Raw genomic sequence first — 18856 nt, 5'->3', positions numbered from 1 at the left:
AAGAGAGTATAAATTAATGCAGCAGATACGATTAACGTTAAGAATAGATATAATTAAAAATTAATTAACCAAAGAAAAAAATAATAAAAAAACTAAAATCAATACCATAAGCCATTTATATTGTTGGTGGGTCGTGCAGGGTTCGAACCTGCGACCAATTGATTAAGAGTCAACTGCTCTACCGACTGAGCTAACGACCCAACGGGGAGGATTATTCTCCTCCCCGGCGCGCCTGTCAAACACTTCATATTAATTTTTTATGCATGATAATAACATTGTTAGCGATTGCTAATTTTGTTAACCTGCTCAAGCTATTTATCTCTTCCTCTCATCACTGTATATCCTCTTCATTTTAGGGCGAAAAACATACAACAGCACCTTACATCATTATCAGTCCTCGTTATGATCTCTGGCTATCTCAGACACTCACTGTAATAAGCACTGCAGTTGCGCTATCTTATTCGTTTAAATTTTCGCAGACGAGAGCCGCCAAAGAGCTCAAAAAACATCACAGACAGAAACAGGAAAGTATACTTACATGGTCGAACAATCAAAAGAAGCCGCAGACCTTGCCCCTGAACAGGAGGAAGGACTGCAACGGAATCTGACTAATCGTCATATTCAGCTCATCGCCATCGGCGGAGCGATCGGTACTGGGTTATTCATGGGCTCGGGCAAAACAATCAGCATGGCGGGTCCTTCGATCATCTTCGTTTATATGATCATTGGCTTTATGCTGTTTTTTGTCATGCGCGCAATGGGAGAACTATTACTCTCCAACCTTAACTATAAGTCATTCAGCGATTTTGCTGCTGACCTCCTTGGGCCATGGGCGGGTTTCTTTACCGGCTGGACTTACTGGTTCTGTTGGGTCGTAACTGGGATCGCAGATGTCGTAGCCATTAGTGCCTACTCGCAGTTCTGGTTCCCTGATTTATCGCAGTGGATCTCTTCCCTGCTTTGCGTTCTACTATTACTGACGCTAAATCTAGCAACCGTAAAGCTGTTTGGCGAGATGGAGTTCTGGTTCGCGATGATCAAAATTGTCGCTATCGTTGCGTTAATCGTGGTCGGTGTCGCGCTGGTAATGATGCAATTCTCTTCCCCATCAGGAAACGTCGCCTCCTTTACCAACCTTTGGAATAACGGTGGTATATTCCCTAAAGGGATAAGTGGTTTCTTCGCCGGATTCCAGATCGCCGTATTCGCATTTGTCGGTATCGAACTGGTGGGTACAACTGCCGCTGAAACTAAAAATCCGAAAGTCGTGCTGCCCCGCGCAATTAACGCCATCCCGATTCGCATCATCATGTTTTATGTTTTTGCATTAGTCATGATTATGTCCGTCACCCCGTGGAGCGCAATTACTGCGGATCGCAGTCCTTTCGTGGAAATGTTCGTACTGGTTGGCCTACCTGCAGCTGCCAGTATGATCAATTTTGTCGTTCTGACATCGGCAGCATCCTCAGCCAATAGCGGCGTATTCTCCACCAGCCGTATGCTCTTTGGCCTAGCGAAACAAGGTGATGCGCCGCAAAGTTTCGGTATGCTATCTAAACGCGCGGTTCCTTCAACTGGGTTGATGTTTTCCTGCATTTGTTTGCTTTCGGGCGTGGTGCTGATCTACCTGATTCCAAACGTGATGACGGTCTTTACGCTGGTGACCACCGTCTCCGCGATTTTATTCATGTTCATCTGGAGCATCATCCTGTGCTCTTACCTGACATACCGTAAAAAGCGCCCTCAGCTACATGCGGAGTCATCCTATAAAATGCCGTTGGGTATTTTCATGTGCTGGGTATGCCTGGCCTTTTTCGCTTTCGTTATTGTACTGTTAACATTACAACCAGATACACGTCAGGCGCTCATTGTTACGCCGCTGTGGTTTATTTTTCTGGCTATTGCTTATCAGTTTACTCGTCGGAAAAAGCAGGCTGTTGATGTGAAGTAAAGCGTATAAACGCAAGAAAGGCGCGGACAACGTCAGCGCCTTCAATTTTTTTCAGCAAAATCACGCATAGCACAGGTATTCTCTATTATTGGATATAAATAATTCTCAATTGTATATACGAAAATTAATATTCGAACAATTAATGTCGCCACCATTGATATATAAGAAAGTTATTCCCGCAATGAAACGGTTGTGATTCGATTGATGTTTTTTGCCAATAGTTCGAGGGCTAAGTAATTATGTTCATCCTTCCGCTGTGAGGCATCAGCAACTACACCTTCTATTTTTCTATTTAACTCATTGATTTTACTGTCATCAAATGTTGAAACAATAGCAGAAATCAGCATCTCTAACGATTCAATCTTCGCATTAAGCGCTTTTTCTCCAACTTCTTTTTCTGCCAGCTTTATTAAAAGATGAGAGAGGATATTATTCATTTGAACTCCTTAATCAAAAAAATAACCGTCATACACCCATAAGGCAACACCTGTCTTGGTGCACAGGATTAGAGAAAACATAACGAAGATTAATGTAACACTGTGAATGGCCTGATCGCTAGTATCTATTACCATTTTAAGGAAATCATATTCACACAGCAGCAATAAAATGAAGTTGCAGATAAATAAAAAGAATAAATAAAAAAACTAAAAGACCATTTTATTTTTTAAGGGAAAAAAATCTCTGCTTTGAGGAAGATCGATAATGTCATTAATTGTGATTAACATCACAAAAAAAATAAGAAAGAGCACCATTATGATAGAACATCTTACACAAAGTTTGATTAGTAGCCAGCCATCGGGAAATGGCTGGCTCGATGACTAATGCTTACGCACTCATTGATTGCCGTGCGCCACTCACCGCATCCTTTGCCTGTTCGCACTGTGACAATATCGTCTGTGCATGAGAATAAAGAATTTTCCCCGCCTCGGTGGGCGTCACACCACGCCGACTCCGTACCAGCAGCTGTTTTTCGAGTTCACTCTCCAGCGTCGCGACCTGTTGGCTCAGCGCCGGTTGTGCAATATGCAACAACTCAGCAGCCTGTGTCAGGCTACCGATATCAACGATTTTCACAAAATACTTGAGCCGTCTAAGATTCATGTCTGCCTCCTGAGTAGTTACCCTAAAGAGGTAGCAAAAAGCGCGCCATATTATGTACCCATGTCTAAGAAAAAGTGATACCTCATTGATAAGCCACAGGTAAAATAAGGAAAAGCAATGATTATGCTAACCAAAGCCCCCTATTTTACCTAGGAAACCCGCCATCAAACCAATGCTAACCTGCACCATCTTAAAGCAATCCCTGCTATTTTAGAGTGCAAGCATACCCATTAATCAGCACATTTCATTGCTTTTTAGTGATCAACTTGAGCAATAATTTCAATATGTTGGTTATTAGTTCGGCAATCAAACACACCAAGCGATAACAGCCTTTGACAACCCGAAACGCTCCCGCTATTATCCATCGCACTTAACCGATTCCTCTGTAGTTCAGTCGGTAGAACGGCGGACTGTTAATCCGTATGTCACTGGTTCGAGTCCAGTCAGAGGAGCCAAATTTAGAAAATCCCGCTTAAGGAAACTTAAGCGGGATTTTTGTTTTTATCATTTGATTCAATACGTTCACATGCAAAAATATTTCTGGTGTACGTTCCGTTTTCCCTCCGCATCGGGAGAATGTGGTGGTCAGATTTGGGGTCAAGCTGGTTCGATGACGGAGTGACCCCAAAAATCCCTTAGCAACTGTCTCGTCACAACGCGAAAATCCGCAGTATCAAATCTTCTGATAACCCCCCTAACACTATCCGACTCACACGGCCTATATCTTTATAAATCACAGCTCAATAGACCTTCTGTAGCCGTTGAGGCTGGAATGAATACCTGATATTCATCAGGCAGTTTTGAATGAAAAAACCTCATCAAACACCAGACAAGGTTAACAAAAATGTGACAGCGCTTACCTTTACACGCCACGGTTATGCAGCGGTTACCGTTCTGCAGGAAGGATACGGTTAGGTGGAGCTAAATAGTGAGCCACTGAGAAACAATATCAGTGCTATCAGACAGGCCGTCACCTGTATACCGCCCAGCGTGGTGACAGCGGGAAACGTCAGTACCGAGCCCAGCCAGGTTGTTATCGCCGCCATTCCCATCGTCAAAAACCCAAGCAGCGCGGATGCCAAACCTGCCTCTTTCCCGAAAGGCCCCATCGTAATGGCCGTTCCCAGTGGATTGGCTAAGCCCATTCCCCAGAGGAAGACGATCATCGACAAGGTATACCCACTGAGGCTTGGCGCTTCCGGCCCAAGCAGGAGCAAACTCCCACCCGCTAATGCAGTAGCAAGCCCCACCGACGCCACGCTTCTCGGACCATAGCGACGCGCCAGTCGCGGCGCGGCCATACCCGCACCAAAGACAACAAACACGGTGGAGGCGAAATAGAGTCCGGCCTGGAATGACGATAGGCCAATCCCCTCCATCAGAATCGCCGGTGCAGCACCGAAAGAGGCAAACAGGCCGCTCATCAATAGACTCATCGACAGTGCCGGAAGGATAAATTTCCCATCCACAACCAGCTTTCCGTACGCCACGATGACGCTCGGAATGGAGTACGGTGCGCGGCGCTCAGCGGGATGCGTTTCCCCCAGCCCGTGCGCATAGAAGACGGCGATGACAAAGGCGGCCAGCCCCACCAGGATAAAGATCGCGCGCCAGCCCAATGTCGTCGTCAGCACGCTTCCCACCAGCGGTGAGAAGCCAGGGGCCGCCGCTGTCGCGATCATCGTCAGCGATAGCGCCCGCGCCAGCGTTTCACCGTCAAACAGATCGCGTGCAATTGCGCGTGCTAACACTGCCGCCGCGCAGATACCCAGCGCCTGAATCACTCTTCCTACAATCAGCGTTTCAAATGAACCGGCTAAGCCACCGACTACCGTACCCACGATGAATAGTGAGAGGCCGCCCAATACCAGTTTCTTGCGTCCGTAGCGGTCCGACAACGGGCCGACAACCAATTGAGCCAGCGCGAACGTGATGAAAAAACTGGACAGCGTCAGACCGAGTTCACGTGGGGATGCCCCAAGCTGCTCTCCGATATCGGGGAAAGCCGGAAGAATAATGTTTGTAGACAAGATGCTAATCGCCGAAAGGCCAGCCAATAACGCGACAATTTTTCCGGTCAATCGCGGGCTTTCGAAGGAATGCGTTTTCGCCATAATGACAGTGCTCATGGTGATTTTAATGACAATGACGACGTGGAAAACTGTGCCACGCAGCAGACTGGATAACGCTCGCCACCCTGTGTGACGAGCGTTTTCATATGAATGACGGCTTACACCGCGGCGGGTTTATCGACGTGCTTCTCATTCTCTGGACGTATCTTGAACCAGATAGCGTACATCGCAGGCAGAAACACCAGCGTGATGATGGTGCCGCCAAACGTACCGCCAATCAGCGTGTATGCCAGCGTGCCCCAGAAAATAGAATGAGTGAGCGGGATGAACGCCAAAATGGCGGCCAGCGCGGTCAGCAACACAGGTCGGGCTCGCTGCACCGTCGCTTCCACCACCGCATCGAATGGCGAGAGTCCTTCCTGCTCGTTGTGATGGATCTGCCCGATAAGGATCAAAGTATTACGCATCAGGATGCCGGATAGCGCAATCAACCCCACAAGCGCATTAATACCAAACGGCTGGTTGAAGAGCAGCAGCGTTGGCACCACGCCAATCAACCCCAGCGGTGAAGTGAGAAACACCATCACCATTGCCGACATTGACCGCACTTGTAGGATGATGATCAGTAGCGTGATCGCAATCATGATAGGAAACAGCGGTGCCATCGCCTGAGTGGCTTTTCCTGACTCTTCAATCGGGCCAGCCTGTTCAATACGGTATCCGGCCGGAAGTGTATCGATGATGGGCTGTAGCTGTTTCAAGATCGCCATAGAGACATCAGGCGGCTGCAGGTTTTCGGCGATATCACCCCGTACGGTAATGACTGGTGTGCGATCGCGGCGGCGCAGGATAGGATCTTCCATCTTCACGCCGACCTCCCCTATCTGTGATAGAGGAATACGCTGACCGGCAGCCCCCACGAGCGTGAAGCCCGCTATTTTTTCTGGATCAAGCCGGATATCCCCGGCAGCACGCCCCATAACCTGTACCGCGCGGATGTCTTCACGCACCGACGTGATCGGAACCCCCGAGAGCAGGAACTGAAGTTGCTGAGCAACCGCATTCGATGTCAATCCCACCGCCTGCAAACGATCCTGATCGAGCGTGAAATGCAGCGTCGCCACCTGCGGGCCCCAATCGGCATTGACGGTCCTCATCATCGGGTTTGTCAGCATCACCGCTTCCACCTTGCCGGCAATCTCACGCAGCGTGGTCGGATCCGGCCCCATAACACGGTAGGCCACCGGATACGGTGAATATGGGCCAAACACCAGTTGAGTCACTCGGAGGCGCGCCTCGGGTGCCAGGCCCTTGGCCACCGCTTCACGAAGCCGAAACTTGAGCGCCTCGCGCGCCTCTTGGCTGTCCGTCCACACAACAATTTTTGCAAACGACGGATCGGGCAGTTCGGGGGCCATAGCCAGAAAAAAGCGTGGCGAACCTTGCCCAATGTAAGACGTAACAATTTTTGCTTCTTCCTGCTTTTGCAACCAGCCCTCAACCTTCGCCGTTGCCGCGCTGGTCTGCTCAATGGAAGTCCCATAGGGCATCTGTACTTCTACCAGTACCTCAGGACGATCGGAAGTCGGAAAGAATTGTTTCTTAACCAGCGCCATACCTAAGATCGCTACGGTAAAGGCAGCCACCACGGTACCTGCCACGATCCATTTCCGCGCAATAACACGCGCCAGTAAATGGCGAAATCGATTGTAATAGCGGGTGTTGTAGATGGCGGCGTGTCCCCCCTCTACGGTTTTGATTTCCGGCAGCATTTTTACGCCCAAATAAGGCGTGAAGACCACCGCAACGACCCAAGAGGCAATCAGGGCAATGCCGACGATCCAGAACATGTTGCTGGTGTACTCACCGGCGGTGGACTGCGCGAAACCGTTAGGCATAAAACCCACAGCGGTGACCAGCGTACCGGCCAGCATCGGGGCAGCCGTGTGGCTCCAGGCATAGGCGGAGGCTTTAACACGGCTATAGCCCTCCTCCATTTTCACCACCATCATCTCGATGGCGATAATCGCATCATCGACCAGCAAACCCAGCGCCAGAATGAGAGACCCCAACGTAATTCGGTCAAAGTTTTTACCGGACGCTTCCATCACTACAAAAACGATAGCCAGCGTCAACGGTACCGCCGCTGCGACAACAACGCCCACGCGCCAGCCCATGCTGATAAAGCAAACAACCAGCACGACAAGCAACGCGACGAAGAATTTGATCATGAATTCATCAACAGACGAGCTGATATTCACCGACTGATCGGTAACTTTTGTCAACGTCATGCCAAGCGGCATGCCTTCATTGATTTTGGCCGTCTCCGCATCCAGTGCCTTCCCCAAATCCAGGCCATTCCATCCTTCACGCATCACAATGCCCAGCAACAGCGCCGGTTCTCCCTGATTGCGAACCAGAAAGGTCGCAGGGTCTTCATAGCCACGCTCAACGGTTGCTACGTCTGAAAGCTGTAACGTCCTGCCCTGTGCGACAATCGGCGTTTTACGGATCTTGTCCAACTTATCAAAAGCGCCATCCAGACGAATAAAGACCTGCGGGCCGCTCGTATTAATCGAGCCGGCAGGCGTCAGCACGTTCTGGCTATTCAGCGCGGAGAAAATGTCCTGAGGAGCAATACCCAGCGTCGCCAGCCGGTCGTGCGAGAACGACACAAAAATACGTTCAGCCTGTTCCCCGATGATATTGACCTTCTTCACGCCCGGCACATGCAAGAGACGCTGACGCAGCGATTCTGCATCACGGACCAGCAAACGCTGCGGCTCGCCTTTCGCCTTCAGCGCAAAGAGCGCAAAGGTCACATCGGAGAATTCGTCGTTAACCATCGGTCCAATCACGCCTGCCGGCAGGTTCCTGGCTTCATCGCCGAGCTTTTTACGCGCTTGATAGAACTCCTCCTGTACCTGTGAAGGCGGCGTACTATCGAGCAGTGACAGCATAGTAAAAGCAAGTCCAGGACGCGTGTAAGTCTCACTGCGGTCATACCACTTGAGCTCCTGCATGCGCTTTTCCAGCGGTTCGGCCACCTGATCCTGCATTTCCTGAGCGGTCGCCCCTGGCCAGACAGAAACAATGGTCATCTGCTTGACCGTAAACGGTGGATCTTCTGCCCGCCCCAGTTCAAAGAACGAGAGGATGCCAGCGACGGTAATCAGGATAATAAGAAACAGCGTGATGGAGCGCTCACGGACAGCAAGCGCCGAAAGATTGAATCTTCCCTCGCTCATGGCTGGCTCCCAGCGACGCTGGCATCGCGCTGTTCAATCACTCGGACCGCCTCGCCGTCATGCAGCAAATGCGTTCCCAAGGCAACAACCTGCTCTCCCGGTTTGAGATTTCCTGTCACCTTTGCCCTATCGTCGCTAAGGCCAGACATCTGAACGGGTTGCCATGATACTTTGGCGGGATTGCCTGAAATACGCCAGACACCCGGCCCTTTCCCCGGATCATAGATTGCCGCTAAAGGCACCTGTAGCATCTGGCGGGATGCGTCATCTTGCGCAATATGGAGCGTAACGGTGGATCCGAGCGGTGCACTCGCCAGCTCACCTTCAAGCACATACCTCGCTTCGAAGGTACGCGTCAACGGATCGGCCGCATCGGAGAGCAACCGCAGTTTCGCTGGAACACGCTGTTCTCCGGCGCCATAGCGCATTGCCTGCGCTTCGCTTCCAACCGCAGGGCGTAGCGTTTCGGGCAGTTGTACGATGGCTTCCCGCTGCCCCGCGCGCGCCAGCCGAACAACAGGCTGCCCTGCACTCACCACTTGACCGGGTTCAGCCAGCGTATCCATGACCACACCGTCGGCATCGGCGAGCAACACGGCATAGCCTGTCGCGTTTTTCGCTACATCAGCCTGAGCCTGTGCGGCGCTCAGTTCCGCTTTCGCCGTCTCGGCAGCCGCCTTTATTTGATCGTAAGCCGAAGCGGATACCGCACCTGCGGCAACCAGACCACGATAACGAGCTTCGTCATCGGTCGCCTGTCTGGCACGGGCTCGCGCAGCAGTAACGGCCTGCTGCTGGGCTTGGGCCTGTAAACTGAGATCGATAGGGTCCAGACGCATCAAAGGCTGGCCGCGTTTCACGGTCTGGCCGGTATCAACCAGACGTTCAAGGATTTTTCCTTGCACCCGAAAACCCAAATCGCTTTGAATTCGTGCGACAACCACACCGGTGAAGGCACGAGAGGCATCAACGGCGCTCACCACGGTAGCCGCTCTCACCAGCGGTGGCTGATTGCGTGGATCGTCGATGTCGGAAGCGTCGCCGCACGCCACCAGGGCGAGAGGCAACAAGCAAACAGCAAGAGTGGTAGAGTTGAACCGAAGCATAGGTTCCCTTATCAAATTAACAGGACAGAAACCGTATTCTCCAACCAGTGACCAATATTGTCAATGGTCACTATTTTTAAGGTGCTAAACTACGCAATATTAATGACGGGAGTAACACCGCAGCGGACGCTGACGAATCCAGGTTGTATTGCAGTTGAACAGGGCAAGCATAAGGGCGCATGACCAGATAGATGGCATCTGCCGCCTCATCCAACGGCGTCTTGCGCTCAAATTCCCCAGACTGTCGTCCCTCAAGAAGAATGTGCTGAACGAGTTGACGTAGTTTTTCTTCATAAGCAACAGCTGAAGGCCACCGGTCGCGCGAGGACACCGCGGCGATCTCATAAAGCTTGCGATCGTGAAAAAATAAATCGCTACCCGCTTCTATCACGGCTTTATACAGGCGTCTCAGTTTTTCCGAAGCTGTTGGCGCATCGACAACCGACGCGTTAACAACATCCATAATTATTGCCAGTCGGTTAGCGCAAATACTCTCCCCGATCGCCTGTTTGGAATCAAAAAACTTGTAGATGTAGGCCTTAGAAAAGCCTATCGCCTTGGCCAGATCGGACACGGTGGTCTTCTCATATCCAAAGTGTCCGAAGTGCTCAGTCGCCGCTTCCACAATCTGATCTCGAACGCTGTGATCCGACGGCCCGCGTGGGGGATGTGTATTCATATGTTTAGTCATGACTCAAGCTTAGCTCACCGAGCACTGATTGACAACGAGTGACCAATACGTAATATAGTCACAACTTTTTGACTCAAGGAATTCCTATGTTATCCCTCCGAACCCTTTCTTTGGTGGTGACCACGAGCTTAATGGCAGGTTGCGCCGTTGGGCCGGATTATCACCGTCCAGACGCGCCACTCGCGGATCGTTATCAGGCGCAATCCGCCGCACAACGATCTTCCGCGCAGCCATCTGTCGCAAAATCGTCTTTAGCAAAACAAAACGACGCAGCTCAGGCAGCCAACCTTGCAGTCTGGTGGGAAAGCTTTAATGATCCCTTACTGAGCCAGTTAGTTTCAAGTGCGCTCGCACAGAATCTTGATTTAGCTCAGGCGTCCGCACGGATGAGTCAGGCTCGTGCCGGGCTTGGCGCAGCAACGGCGGCGCTGCTGCCCTCGGGCAACATCAGCGGACAAGGCACTCGCGCCTACCAGTCAATTGAAACGCCACAAGGTCAGCTACTCAACTCGGTTCCTGGCTATAGCCGCTACGGCAATGCTTATGAAGCTGATCTCAACGCCAGTTGGGAGCTTGATGTATTCGGTGGACTGAGACGCGGCCGTCAGGCGGCACTGGCTGACTATCAGGCTTCCGAGGCAGGCGTCGCGGCCACTCGTCTGGCCGTCGCCGCTCAGACTGCCGATATCTATATCACCCTGCGCGGATTACAAACGCGTCTGGCGATCGCCAACAGTCAGGTCAAGACACAGCAAGAACTGCTGGATAAGGTACAGCTACTCCACAGTAAAGGACTGGCTCCCGAGTATCAGGTACGCCAGACAGAAGGGACATTAGCACAGGTTCAGGCCTCCGTGCCGGTTCTCCAGACTGGGATCGATGCCGCGATGAACGCATTGGACGTTATGCTCGGCACGCCTCCCGGCACGCATCGGGCCCAGTTGTCCATCTCACAGGCCATTCCACAGCCTCCAGCGCTCGTAGCAACGGGGACACCCGCCGACCTGCTGCGCCGCAGACCCGATATTATTGTGGCCGAACGTCATCTCGCGGCGTCCAACGCACGCATCGGGGTAGCCATCAGCGAGTACTATCCTAAATTCTCGCTCAGCGCCTTGCTCGGTAGTGCAACGTCGGTGTCGAGCGGCAATTTGTTCTCCAGCGGTGCCAGCCAATCGGCGGGCGTATTAGGGCTGCGCTGGCGACTCTTCGACTTCGGTCGCATTAACGCCCAGATCGATCAGGCGAAGGGACAGGAAGCTGAAGCGCTGGCAGCTTACCGTCTGTCGGTACTCCGTGCGACCGAAGACGTTGAGAACGCCTTCTCGGCCTTGGTCAATCGCGAAATGCAGGCTGCAACGTTAACCGCCGGTGAGACCGCGTTAGCCAGCGCGCGGCAGTCGTCTTTCATCGCCTATCAAAAAGGAACAAGCAGCCTGATTGACGTCCTTCACGCCGATGAAACCCTGCTACAAACCTCCGATGCCCGGGCTCAGGCCCAAACCGAATCGGCACGCGCAGTTATCGCCACATTCAAGGCGCTCGGCGGCGGTTGGCAGCCGCCAGAAGCCACAGCGAGAGCACAATAAGATGCGCACCCAACACAGCCACAAACTGGCACCTGTACAATTTAAAATAAACAATGGGAGTGATTAACATGACAGTAGAAAACAATGCATAGGTGCTTATCACGGGGGCTTCAAGCGGGTTTGGCGAGGAATTCGCGAGGCAATATGCGGCACAAAGAAAGTCGCTCATCCTGGTGAGCGCGTCGGCTCAATGAGCTTGAAATACTCGCGGAGGAATTACGCAAAGATTTCAACGTCGATGTAATCGTTGGACAAGTGGACCTTTCCGCGATTAGCGCAATCAGCGATCGACACAGCCGACTAAAAGAACAAAATATTGTGGTTGATATATTAACTAATAACGCTAGCCACGGTTTTCAGGGTAGCTTTTTAGATCAATCACTGGGTGAGATGCTGGATATGATCAATCTGGATATCGCACGTTTGACAGCGATAACCCGACTCTTTGCAGAAGATATGGAACATCTGTTCGGAATACAGATGTTCCGTCCTCACCCATCGCCGCATTATCATAACACCCATAACCCGTTCGCGTGCTCACGCGGGGGACACAGCTTCGAGTATCGATCCACGTCACGTATCATGACTTGCCACGCTAAAATAAAACGCGCTATCATCGCAGCGGCTATTCACTTTTACATCTTTTGATTTTCACCTTCGCTGAATTTTTTCAGCGCGAATTTCTCTGTCTGTTCTCAACGCTGCACGCGATACCGAGCCAGACATCATGATGTGAAAGGCTTTTTCTATGTGTACACCTCAAATTCGTAATTTCTGCATTATTGCCCATGTCGATCATGGCAAGTCCACCCTCGCCGATCGCTTTATCGAACTGACTGCAACCGTCGCCCAACGTGACATGCGTGAGCTGCTACTGGATTCGATGGAAATAGAACGGGAACGCGGCATCACCATCAAATTGCAAACCGTGCGCATGCGCTATCAGGATGAGAAGGGTCAACCGTATCAGTTCAATCTGGTGGATACGCCGGGGCACGTCGATTTTTCTGCGGAAGTCTCCCGTAGTCTCGCCGCCTGCGACGGCGCGATTCTGCTGATTGACGCCACGCAGGGCGTTCAGGCCCAGACGATCGCCAACCTCAATCTCGCCCGACAACAGGGGCTGACCATCCTGCCCGTCCTGAATAAAATCGACAGCCCGCAGGCTAACGTACCGCAGGTGATGCAGCAGTTGGAGGCTATTCCTTCGCTGGATATCAGCACCGTGCTGGCTGTCTCTGCCAAAACCGGTGAGGGCGTGGCTGAGGTACTAAACGCGATTGCCCACCATTTCCCTGCCCCACGAGGGCTCGCCGATGCCCCGCTGCGCGCGCTGGTTTTTGATTCACATTACGATCCTTATCAGGGTGCCATCCTGCATGTGCGCGTAGTGGATGGCAGTATTCAGGCGGGTTCAACGTTGCATTTTATGTCCTCAGGGACACGGTTTGAGGTCACCGAAATGGGTGCTTTTTTCCCCCATCGGCAACCTTGTGCAGAATTGGGAAACGGTGAAGTCGGTTATCTCGCTGCTGGCCTGAAAGACGCCGCCGCCATTCGGGTGGGCGATACACTGACGTTCGCCGAGCGCCCCGCGACAGAGCCGGTTGCGCGCTATCAGGAAATGAAGCCGATGGTGTTTTCTGGACTCTATCCTGATGCGGACGACGATCTGAAAGGCTTGCGTAACGCTATGAATAAGCTGTCACTTAACGATGCGGCGTTGCACTGGGTTCCCGACGTTTCCGCCTCACTGGGTGCCGGTTTCCGCTGTGGTTTTCTTGGGATGTTACATATGGATATTGTTCGTGAGCGGCTCAAGCGTGAATACGGTATCTCCGTAATGGCCACCGCGCCCAGCGTGGAATACCGCGTCACATTACATAACGGCCACTGCCTGACGATTGATAACCCAGCACATTTCCCTGGAGAGGACGTGCTGGACTTCATCGAAGAACCCTATGTTATCTGCACCATTAACACGCCAGATGCCTACGTTGGCGCGTTGATGGAGTACTGCGCTTCGCGTCGCGGGGAGTTTATCGACATGCACTATCTCGATAACGGTAGCGTGACATTACACTGGGATCTGCCGCTCAACGAGATGATCTTCGGCTTTTTTGATGCGCTGAAATCGCTCACTCAAGGCTATGCCACGCTGGATTATGAGCCAGGTCGCTACCGGCGTTCCGATTTAGTGCGCTGTGATATCTATCTCGATAGTCAGTTGATCGATGCCTTTTCCTTCATCATTGCGCGTCATAAGGTATGGGCGCGGGCCACCGAAATCGTGAAAGCGTTGAAATACGTGATTCCACGTAAACTGTATCCCGTTCCTGCTCAGGCAAAAGTCGGCCATCGCGTTATCGCGCGCGAAGACATCCCTCCGCTGCGCAAAAGCGCATTGGCTCAGGGCTTTCAGGGTAGCCTGTCGCAGAAACAGCGACTGATCCGTAAACAGCGAGAGAATAAAAAGCATAACGTTGGGTTCTCAAAACGAGACATTCCCCGCGAAGCATTTATGGCCATTCTGGCGCTTGATGCCTAGTTATTGACGACGAAAACATAACGCCGGCGGATAGAACGACGCGCTATCCGCCCTTTCGTTTCCCTGTTAGCTTTTCCTTGCCTGCCGATGACGGACAGTCGGTGCACTACACGGTACGCGGGCCGCTGTTCTTCGGCAGCAGCAACGATCTCTTCGAGCACTTTCTCTATGTGCAGGATCCACAGAACGTCACCATCGATCTGACGCACGCCCAAATCTGGGATGCTTCCAGCGTGGCGGCACTCGACGCGATCGAAACCCGCTATCACCGCTACGATGCTAAGGTCACGATCGTCGGGCTGGACACCAACAGCACAAAAATTCACCAGCGCCTGTCCGGGCATCTCTAATCGGCCAGCCCCTGACTGCGGTCAGGGGCTGGGATACTACCTGGTCAGATTTGCGGTTTTCCGCCCTTCCCACTGCATGAGTAGACTCAGCGCCGCAGGCAGGGCAAGCAATGTCAGCAGCGTCGCCACCATCAATCCACCGATAATCGCGTAGGCCATCGGCCCCCAAAATACCTGATGTGCAATCGGAATCATGCCGAGGATCGCCGCCAGCGCCGTCAGTATAATCGGGCGTGAACGGTGACTGGCCGCATTCACAATCGCCTCCGTCGCGGGCTGTCCATTTTTCACATTCAGATCGACCTCACCAATCAGAATAACGGCATTACGAATAATCATTCCTGCCAGCGCAATCGCCCCCAGCAGCGCCACAAACCCCATCGGCGTCCCGGTCGGTAGCATGGCGGCGACAATGCCTATCAGGCCAAACGGCGCGGTCAGGAAGGCCAGCACCATGCGGGAAATACGCTGGAGCTGAATCATCAACAGCACCAGCATGACCAACAGCGTCACTGGCAACACCGCATATACGGAGCCATTGCCTTTATCAGACTCCGCCGCCACGCCGCCTTCCGTGATGTGGTAACCCGCTGGCAACGTGGCGCGATAGCGTTCAATTTCAGGTGCCAGTTTTTCAGATAGCGCTGGAGCCCGTACGCCCGGCGCCATATCCATTTGTACCGTAATAAACGGTTCGCGCTGACGACGCCAGATAATCGGATCGTCGACGCCGTACGCCACGGTAGCAATCTGCCCCAGCGGTACGGAACGCCCATCTGCAATCGGGATTTGCAAATTCGCGATCGTGGCAACATCCCGGCGCTCCTGCGGCGTACCGCGAACGACCACATCCACCAGCCGATTGTCATCACGTACCGAGGTCAGCGTTGAACCGGAGAATATCGCCGCCAGCATGCTGGCCACTTCCTGTGAACTGATACCGACCGCGCGGGCTTCGGTCTGATTCAGCACCACGTTCACCGAACGTTCCGGCTCCCCCGCCGTCAGGTTGACCTCACGCACATCGGCCTGATTGCCCACCAGACTGGCAAGCCCTTGGGCAATATCACGGACGCGATGAATATCCGGTCCCGCTACCCGATATTTAAGCGGCCAGCCCACTGGCGGCCCCAATTCCAGTGCGGACACGCGCGCCACAATGTTGCTGAAATCGCGCTCAAGTACCTGATTCAATTTTGCCGCCAGCGCATCCCGCGCCTCCAGATTTTTTGCCACCACCACCAGTTGCGCGATATTTTCGTGGCTCAGCAGCACATCCATCGGGAGATAAAAGCGCACCGCGCCCGACCCAACATAGGAAGAGAAATGGTCAACGTCAGGGTCATCTTTCAGAAAGGCTTCCAGCCGTTTCGCCTGCGCTTCCGTCGCCGCTTGTGAAGCATTCGCGGGCAGCGTCAGGCTGACCAGCAGCTCCGGCCTGTCGGATGCAGGAAAAAACTCGCCGTCCAGTCGGGTAGCGCCAAACATGGCAACGACCAGTAATATCAGGGCAATAGCGAGCGTCATCCCTCGATTAACCAGCACACGCTGTAGCCACTGGCGGTACAGGCGCCCCAACCGTCCCGGTTCGTCATGATGGTGACGAAACGTTTTTGGCAACAGCCAGACACCGAGAAGCGGGGAAAAGAGAATCGCCACGATCCAGGAGCTCAGCAATGAAATCAGGACCACGACAAAGAGCGAAAAGCAGTATTCCCCCGCGCTGGATGCAGCAAACCCCACCGGAATAAACCCGGCAATCATCACCAGCGTCCCCGTCAACATAGGAAATGCCGTGCTTTCATAGGCCCAAGCCGCCGCGCGTTTGCGATCCCAGCCCTGCTCCAGCCGTGACACCATCGCTTCCACCGTAATCATGGCATCATCCACCAGCAGTCCCAGCGCAATAATCAGCGCCCCCAGCGAAATGCGCTGTAGCCCGATACCGGTGATTTCCATACCAATAAAGGTCATCGCCAGCACAATCGGGATAGAGGCCGCTACCACCAATCCGGCACGGCTGCCGAGCGACACAAACGACACCGCCAGCACGATGGCAATCGCTTCCAGCAGCACTTTCACAAAGCCACCGACGGCACTCTTCACCACTTCAGCCTGATCGGCCACGCGCGTCATTTCAATCCCATACGGCAGTTGCGTCGCAATCACATTCATTTTATCGCGAATGGCCTGACCGAAATTGAGCATGTTGCCAGTGGGTGCCATGGAGATTGCCAGCCCAATCGCTTTCTCGCCATTCACGCGAAACGTCGGCGACGGCGGTTCCGCCGTTTCACGGTTAATCGTGGCGATATCGATCAGCGGAACAAATTTCCCGCCGATGCGTAAGGTAATCTGTCGCAGGCTCTGCTCAGAGGTAAACGCCCCGCTGACGCGCACGGCGACCTTCTCATCATCGGTGCGAATAATGCCGGCGGGCGTGACCGCATTCTGCGCCTTGAGTGAATCAATCACCTGTTGCGGATCTAACCCCAGCCCAGCCAACCGTCGGGGCGAGAACGTCACCACAATCTGTTCTTCCTCGACACCAAGCATGTCGACCTTACCAACATCCGGCACGCTCAGTAACGCAGAGCGAATATCGTCAACCTTGTCGCGCAGTTCCCGCGGTGAAAAACCGTCGGCGGTGAAGCCGTAGATGGTGCCAAACGTATCATCAAACTCGTCATTCACGGCCGGTGGGCTGAAGCCATCAGGCAACGAACTGGCGATATCGGTCATTTTCTTACGCACCGTATACCAGATATTCGGCACAGCGGAAGGCGGCGTATCGTCGCGCAAGTTAACGAAAACCACCGATTCCCCGGCGCGGGTATAGCTCTCGACGTAATCGAGATACGGCGTTTCCTGTAATTTTTTCTCCAGCTTATCGGTGACGAAATTCACGGTATCGCTCACCGTCGCGCCCGGCCAGGCCGCAGAGACCACGGCAGACTTGATGGTAAACGCCGGATCTTCGTTACGGGGCAAGCGTTGATAGCTCATCACGCCTGCTGCCATAATCACCAGCATCATAAACGCGACAAACTGCTGGTGCGCCAGCGCCCAGGCGGACAGATTAAAGCGTGCGGCCGATTGCGGTTCTTGTGCCATTAGCGACGCCCCTCTTCATCCAGCCGAATTTTTTCATCCGGTCGCAGCTTACTGACGCCTGCGGTCACCACGCGGTCGCCTTGTTTCAGCCCCTCGGCGACGAAAATCGCCGTGTCGCTGTAGCGCGCGACGCTAACCGGCTGCAAACGCACCGTCTGGGCTTCTGCGTTCACGACATAGACCGCAGGTTTGTCCCCCTGACGCGTGAGCGCAGATGCGGGGAGTTCAATGACAGCCGCATCGGACTGCTGTATCGTGCCATTCACGCTGGCACCCAATACCATCGCAGCGGGCGGCGAGGTTAACGTGACTCTCACTCTGAAAGTACGCGTAACGGGATCGGCCTGCGGACTGATATCACGCACGCGCCCCTCGGCCAGCACGCTCGGTTCAGACAGCAGTGACACGCGGATAACGCGCGAGGCAAGTGACGGATTGACCAGCCGCTCCGGCACGTCAAACACCGCATCGCGTCCGCCCAGAGAGGCCAACTTCACCACCTCTTGTCCGGCGCTCACTACCTGACCGGGATTGGCGCTGACCGTCGTGATCACGCCATCCTGTGCTGCCGTAAGTTGCGTGTAGCTGAGGCGCTCCTGCGCCCCTTTGACGGTAGCCTGTGCACTTTCACGTCGGGAAACGGCGGCATCCCAGTTTGCCTGTGCTTCATCAAGCTGTACCCGCGCAATTGCCCCACCCGGTGCCAGCGCCTTCATACGGGAGAAATTGCTTTTCGCCAACCGTTCTGCCGAGGCTGCGCTGGCTAAATCCGCCTGTGCGCTGCGCAACTGGTTTTCGCTGTCGCGCGCGTCGAGCGTCGCAATCACATCGCCGCGCTTCACGGATGCACCGACATCCACCAGACGATTAAGCACGCGTCCATCCAGACGGAAACCCAGTACCGTTTCTTCGTGCGGACGAATCTCTCCCGTCAACGACACAGGTTCACGATTCATCGCCGGCATGACGAGCTGCGTTTTCACCTGCCTGACAGGCGGAGGCACGGGCGCATCATCAGCGCTGTCGCAGCCGCTCAGGAACACGGCTGACAGCAGACAGAAGGCAAAACGGCTAACCATCATTACA

Annotated in this window: 10 protein-coding genes, 2 tRNA genes and 2 pseudogenes; 5 read left to right on the top strand and 9 right to left on the bottom strand. The window is 53.4% G+C overall.

Translation table 11 applies throughout. The features are described 5' to 3' along the window. Positions 1–124: 124 nt before the first annotated feature. A tRNA-Lys gene (locus tag DMB82_RS07715) sits at positions 125–200 on the bottom strand. Between the two features lie 338 nt (positions 201–538). On the opposite strand from DMB82_RS07715, the gene cycA reads away from it, so the two are divergent. Continuing rightward, complete coding sequence (cycA, locus tag DMB82_RS07710) at positions 539–1951, top strand: D-serine/D-alanine/glycine transporter (RefSeq protein ID WP_102119243.1); 1413 nt, start codon at positions 539–541, stop codon at positions 1949–1951. 170 nt (positions 1952–2121) lie between these two features. Here the strand turns inward: cycA and iraP are convergent, their stop codons facing one another. Both iraP and DMB82_RS07700 read right to left on the bottom strand, forming a co-directional pair. Beyond that, the gene (iraP, locus tag DMB82_RS07705) at positions 2122–2388 is read right to left on the bottom strand and encodes an anti-adapter protein IraP (RefSeq protein ID WP_102119242.1); all 267 of its coding nucleotides are present in this window, start codon (positions 2386–2388) and stop codon (positions 2122–2124) included. A gap of 394 nt (positions 2389–2782) precedes the next feature. Next, a pseudogene (locus DMB82_RS07700) lies at positions 2783–3052 on the bottom strand (LysR family transcriptional regulator); the annotation flags it as partial. Between the two features lie 379 nt (positions 3053–3431). Between DMB82_RS07700 and DMB82_RS07695 the strand changes: the two are divergent. Beyond that, positions 3432–3507: transfer RNA gene (locus tag DMB82_RS07695), tRNA-Asn, on the top strand. 456 nt (positions 3508–3963) lie between these two features. Here DMB82_RS07695 and DMB82_RS07690 read toward each other — a convergent pair. The 4 genes from DMB82_RS07690 to DMB82_RS07675 form a co-directional block, all read right to left on the bottom strand. Then, the gene (locus tag DMB82_RS07690) at positions 3964–5166 is read right to left on the bottom strand and encodes a multidrug effflux MFS transporter (RefSeq protein ID WP_116162599.1); all 1203 of its coding nucleotides are present in this window, start codon (positions 5164–5166) and stop codon (positions 3964–3966) included. Between the two features lie 116 nt (positions 5167–5282). Beyond that, positions 5283–8372, bottom strand: a complete 3090-nt coding sequence (locus tag DMB82_RS07685) for an efflux RND transporter permease subunit (protein WP_116162601.1) — start codon at positions 8370–8372, stop codon at positions 5283–5285. Further along, positions 8369–9478: an efflux RND transporter periplasmic adaptor subunit gene (locus DMB82_RS07680; protein WP_102117779.1), complete on the bottom strand. Its 1110-nt coding sequence runs from the start codon at positions 9476–9478 to the stop codon at positions 8369–8371. The genes DMB82_RS07685 and DMB82_RS07680 overlap by 4 nt, the downstream gene beginning before the upstream one ends. A 76-nt stretch (positions 9479–9554) precedes the next feature. After that, positions 9555–10169: a TetR/AcrR family transcriptional regulator gene (locus DMB82_RS07675; protein ID WP_102117778.1), complete on the bottom strand. Its 615-nt coding sequence runs from the start codon at positions 10167–10169 to the stop codon at positions 9555–9557. Between the two features lie 86 nt (positions 10170–10255). Here DMB82_RS07675 and DMB82_RS07670 point away from each other — a divergent pair, with 86 nt between their 5' ends. The 3 genes and pseudogenes from DMB82_RS07670 to DMB82_RS07660 all read left to right on the top strand — a co-directional run. Continuing rightward, entirely contained in the window at positions 10256–11758 is a 1503-nt protein-coding gene (locus tag DMB82_RS07670; protein ID WP_116162603.1) for an efflux transporter outer membrane subunit, read from the top strand. A 748-nt stretch (positions 11759–12506) separates the two neighbouring features. Then, positions 12507–14306 carry a translation elongation factor 4 gene (gene lepA / locus DMB82_RS07665; RefSeq protein WP_116155997.1) on the top strand — a complete coding sequence of 600 codons (1800 nt, stop codon included), beginning with the start codon at positions 12507–12509 and terminating at the stop codon, positions 14304–14306. A gap of 83 nt (positions 14307–14389) precedes the next feature. Further along, positions 14390–14656, top strand: a pseudogene (locus DMB82_RS07660) (STAS domain-containing protein); the annotation flags it as partial. A 36-nt stretch (positions 14657–14692) separates the two neighbouring features. Here the strand turns inward: DMB82_RS07660 and DMB82_RS07655 are convergent. Both DMB82_RS07655 and DMB82_RS07650 read right to left on the bottom strand, forming a co-directional pair. Further along, a complete protein-coding gene (locus tag DMB82_RS07655) occupies positions 14693–17770 on the bottom strand; it encodes an efflux RND transporter permease subunit (protein WP_116162605.1) in 3078 nt (1025 codons plus the stop codon). Next, positions 17770–18852 (bottom strand): efflux RND transporter periplasmic adaptor subunit, encoded by a 1083-nt coding sequence (locus DMB82_RS07650; RefSeq protein ID WP_116162607.1) that lies wholly within the window; start codon positions 18850–18852, stop codon positions 17770–17772. The genes DMB82_RS07655 and DMB82_RS07650 overlap by 1 nt, the downstream gene beginning before the upstream one ends. Between the last annotated feature and the right edge of the window lie 4 nt (positions 18853–18856).

The sequence above is a fragment of the Pectobacterium aquaticum genome (genome assembly GCF_003382565.3).
Taxonomy (GTDB): domain Bacteria; phylum Pseudomonadota; class Gammaproteobacteria; order Enterobacterales; family Enterobacteriaceae; genus Pectobacterium; species Pectobacterium aquaticum.
Note: the sequence above shows the minus strand (reverse complement) of the source record. Positions and strands in the feature narration are given on the sequence as shown.